The sequence below is a fragment of the Streptomyces brasiliensis genome (assembly GCF_014647875.1).
In the GTDB taxonomy this organism is placed as follows: domain Bacteria; phylum Actinomycetota; class Actinomycetes; order Streptomycetales; family Streptomycetaceae; genus Streptomyces; species Streptomyces brasiliensis.
Genome location: NZ_BMQA01000168.1, coordinates 1 through 4,187, shown reverse-complemented (window position 1 = coordinate 4,187; position 4,187 = coordinate 1). Strand labels below are relative to the sequence as shown.

Genomic DNA, 4,187 nt, shown 5'->3' with positions numbered 1-4,187 from the left:
CTACGACAACGCCCTACCCACAGCAGAGATCAAGACAGCGTGTTGATTCTCTGCGGGCCCTGTGCCGAGTTGTTGTCGACGACGGGTCTGGGCAAGTTGCGGCGCCGGCTGGGGCCGGCGCCGTTCAAGGCACTATTCGAGGTCGTCGCCGGGCCGCTCGGCGGGCGACAGACCCCGGGCGTCTACTACCGGGGCCTGCGCACGGTGGCCTTCGACGGCTGCAGGTCCACCCGGGTCCCAGATTCCAAGGACAACCTCGCCTGGCTGGGCAAACAGCGACTCCAGAACGGCACCGACGTCAACTACCCCCTCCTGCATCTGATGGCGCTGGTGGAGACGGGAACGCGCGCGATCATCGGCGCGGTCATCGACGCTGCACGCGGGGAGGTCGGCATGGCACTGGAACTGATGGCGCGGGTCACCGAGGGCATGCTCCTGCTCGCCGACCGAGGCTTCGACACCAACGAGTTCATCCGTGCTGCCCATGCCAGCAGGGCCGCACTGCTCCAGCGCGCGTGCGCTTCACGCAAACCGGTGGTGCTCAAGGTCCTGCACGACGGCTCGTACTTGTCGGTCATCGCCGGAGTCCCGGTCCGCATCATCGAAGCCCAGGTCACCGTTACCAGCGCGGATGGCGGCACCCATCAGGGCACCTACCGCCTGGTCACCACTCTGCTCGACGCCCGGCGCTACCCCGGCGAGGAACTCGTGACCTTGTACCACGAGCGCTGGGAGATCGAGGTCGCGTTCCTGGCGATCCGCCACAGCATGGTCGGGGGCGAGGTCCTGCGCTCCAAGGACCCCCAGGGACTGCGACAGGAGATGTGGGCCCTGCTGACCGTCTACCAGGCCATACGCACCGCCATGACCGACGCCTCCGACGCGATGCCCGGATGCGACCCGGACCGGGCCTCGTTCCGTATCGCCCTGTGCGCGGCCCGCGACTCGGTCGTCACCGCCACAGAGGTCATCCCCGCACCGGGGGAGGAGCTGACCAGCATCATCACCCTCGCGGTGAGCGACAACCTCCTGGATGCCCGCCGGCCGCGCATCAGCGCGCGCACCACCAAATCCCCCTCCGTCCGCTACGACCGCAGACACGCCGAGGAGGACCGTCCCCAGGTCAGCACCCCGATCACCGACATCAACATCGTCATCCACCCGCCGCGGGAGACCGGCCCCATCCCTCCTCGCACCCTCACACCCGTTCCCGCCGACACTCCTCACCCCGACCCGACCCACGCGACACCCCAAGGCCCAGTACCGCTTCCGCCACCAGTACCGCCACACACCAGCCGACTGGAAGACATCATGGCGTTGATGTCGACCGCCCCGGACCGTCACTGGCGCGCCGGCGAGATCAGCGTGCTCCTGCGTCTGGAGCACTCCAGGGACATTGCGAGTCAACTGTGCGTCTGGACACGCCGGGGCGTCCTGACCAGGACCGGACGGGGCACCTACACCCTCCCCCCGGGCCCGCCCGTCCCCTCCAAGCGCGCGCTGCGTTTGGAGGACGTGCTAGCGGTCATGGCCACCGATCCCGAGCGTCGCTGGCGGCCACGGGACCTGGCCCAGGCCCTGGGCACCATCAAGGAGAGCACTCTCAAGCAGGTCATGAGCGCCTGGTCACGCAAGGGGCTGTTGCTCAAGACCGCACCGGGCGTCTACGCCCACCCCATGCCCCAACCACGGGAACTTCAGCAGCAATCAAGACGAACCGCTTGACAATTGCCCACGAGCTTCAAGTTCCTGGCATTGACCACCGCACCATCAGGAAGTTCCGCGGTTACAACAACAACCTCGACATCCGGCCCCCGGCGGCGATCGATGTCCTGGATCTGAGCAGCCTGCCGTCAGACGCGTCGTAGCGGAAGATTTCAAGTCCAGTGAGACGGTCGTGCCGCTATGAGATTTGTGGTGCGGGTTCCCGGCGCTTGGCGGGGTCGTTGATCCACGCCTGTTGGGGTATCTCGGGTGGCCGGGGGCGACGGCCGAAGCGTTCGGGATGGCGGGCATACGCCTCGGCGAGGGTGACGGCCCGCTGGTCACGGACTTCCTCGGCGGTCCCGAAGTGGACGCTGGCCGGCGTGTGCCAGCCGATGCCCGAGTGCCGGTGCTCGTGGTTGTAGTACGCGATGAAGGCGTCGAACCACTCCCGGGCATGGGCCAGGGAATCGAATCGTTCGGGATAGTCCGCCATGTACTTCGTGGTCTTGAAGTGGGCCTCCGAGTAGGGGTTGTCGTTGGAGACCTTCGGCCGTGAATGCGACCTGGTCACCCCCAGATCGATCAGCAGCTGGGAGACCCGCTTGGAGGTCATCGACGTGCCCCGGTCGGCGTGCACGGTCTCGGGCACGATGCCGTTGCGGACGATGGCGTCGCGGATCAACTCCTCGGCACGCACGGCCGATTCGGCCCGCTCGACGGTGTGGCCGACGATGTACCGGCTGAAGATGTCAATGATCACGTAGGCGTGGTACCAGACGCCCTTGAGCGGTCCGGCCGCCTTGGTGATGTCCCAGGTGAACACCTGCGAGGGGCCGCTCGCCACCAGCTCGGGCACCGCCTTGGCGGGATGGACGGCCTGGCGGCGCCGCTCACCGCTCTGCCCCTTCTCCCGCAAGATCCGGTACATCGTCGAGACGGAGCAGTGATACCGCCCGGCGTCCAGCTCGCGGGCCCAGATCTGTGCGGGCGCCAGCTCGGCGTATTCCTCGCTGTTCATCAACTCCAGTACCGCGGCCCGCTCTTCGGCGGTCAGGGCCGAGGGCTGGACCTGCGGCTTGCGGGGCAAACGGGGTGCCGGTGGCCGCAGCCGGCGATAGTGGGTGGCCCGTGAGCGGCCGGTCAACCGGCACGCGGCCGTCACCCCCAGTTCGCTCTCGACGTCGGTGAACGCCTGGTGGGTCACCTCGGCAACGGCAGCGCTCAGTCCGCGCCCTTGGAGATCATTTCCAAGAGCGCAGAAGCTTTTCCCATGACTTCCAGCGCGGCCTTGTTCCGGGCCAGCTCCTTCTCGAGCTGTTCCACCCGGCGACGCAGCTTCTCGTTCTCCGTCTCGGCAGCCGACTTCTTCGGCCTCGCCGCACTGGTGCGCTTGTCGACCAGCTTCTCCAGCGCGCCGGCATCCCGCGCGGCCCGCCATTCCTTGACGTGCGAGTGGTACAGACGCTCGCGCCGCAGGACCGCGCCCTTCTCGTTCTTCGGAGCGGCGTCGTACTCGGCCACGATCCGCAGCTTGTACTCCGGGGTGAAAGTACGGCGCTTCGGTCTTGCGGCCGGGTCCGTCCCGGCGGGCTTCTTGCTGGTCATGAGGGGAATGGCTCCTGTCGTGCCCTCTCAGGCTAACCCGCCGAAGCGGGACGTCTCACCCAAGGCTGACAGAGAGGGTAGAGAGCATCGCGCTGAGCTGGTCACTTGGGCCTGTCACCGACACGATGGCAGGGCCTCAGCGTCCCTGAACAGCGAAGTTATCACCGCATGAAGCCAGCTTGACTGAGGTGTCTGGGAGCGAAGGTCACTCGTCTGCGTTGTCCGGCGCGCGGATCTGATGGCCCGTTTCGTACATTCGGTGTGTCCGGTTCTGACAGGCAGCCGGGCTTCACCCGGCCTCGTGCCTGCGTTCGCGTGCCGCGCGAGGCCGTTTACCTTCTCCTGGCCGGGGGCACGACCGTGTCCCCGGCGCCGAGGGCCTCTGTTGTGGGCCCCCGAGCAACTCGCCCACAACGCACTGATCCGGCCGCTGGCCTTGTACGACGGTCCGGACCGGCGGGGGTGCCGGACCCCTTCGTAGCGGGCAGCCGCACCATCCTCTCCGTTGGGAGCCCGACCAGGCCCACCTGACCGAACGGGCCCGCCCTCAGAGGCTGGGGAGCGGCCTGCTCCACGCTTGACGCTGCGTGTCTCAGGTCTCGGTCACCCTTGAGCTTCACTCCTGGGGTGTTCTGCGTTGCATGTGCGATGGAAAAGTTGCTGAAGTGGCGCGGCTTGCGGCGGAACGTGGAAGTGTGGGGCCTGTTCGGTTGTGTGATGTGCAGGAGGGGTGGGCTGTGGCTGCGGGGGACGGTGAATTAGCCCGGCTGTCCGGGGCACATCGCATTCTGATCGGTGTGGTCGTGTCCGGTGCGGTGATCATCGCCGGTATCGGCTTCGCCGGTTCCTACGCGGCCGTCCGTGAGCTGGCCATC

General features: G+C 67.2%; 3 protein-coding genes. 1 reads left to right on the top strand and 2 read right to left on the bottom strand.

Annotated features, from left to right (window positions below; translation table 11 throughout):
* Positions 1-1,725 (top strand): transposase (locus tag IEZ19_RS49225; protein ID WP_229841726.1); only part of this gene is annotated, 1,725 nt, incomplete at its 5' end.
* A gap of 178 nt (positions 1,726-1,903) precedes the next feature.
* Here IEZ19_RS49225 and IEZ19_RS49220 read toward each other — a convergent pair.
* Both IEZ19_RS49220 and IEZ19_RS49215 read right to left on the bottom strand, forming a co-directional pair.
* Entirely contained in the window at positions 1,904-2,911 is a 1,008-nt protein-coding gene (locus tag IEZ19_RS49220) for an IS3 family transposase (protein ID WP_189317868.1), read from the bottom strand.
* A gap of 17 nt (positions 2,912-2,928) precedes the next feature.
* Positions 2,929-3,312, bottom strand: coding sequence for a transposase (locus tag IEZ19_RS49215; RefSeq protein WP_189317867.1), 384 nt, complete (start codon positions 3,310-3,312; stop codon positions 2,929-2,931).
* Between the last annotated feature and the right edge of the window lie 875 nt (positions 3,313-4,187).

Coding starts and splice junctions, on each gene's coding strand:
- IEZ19_RS49215 (WP_189317867.1), bottom strand. CDS start 3,312: ATGACCAGCAAGAAGCCCGCCGGGACGGACCCGGCCGCAAGACCGAAG.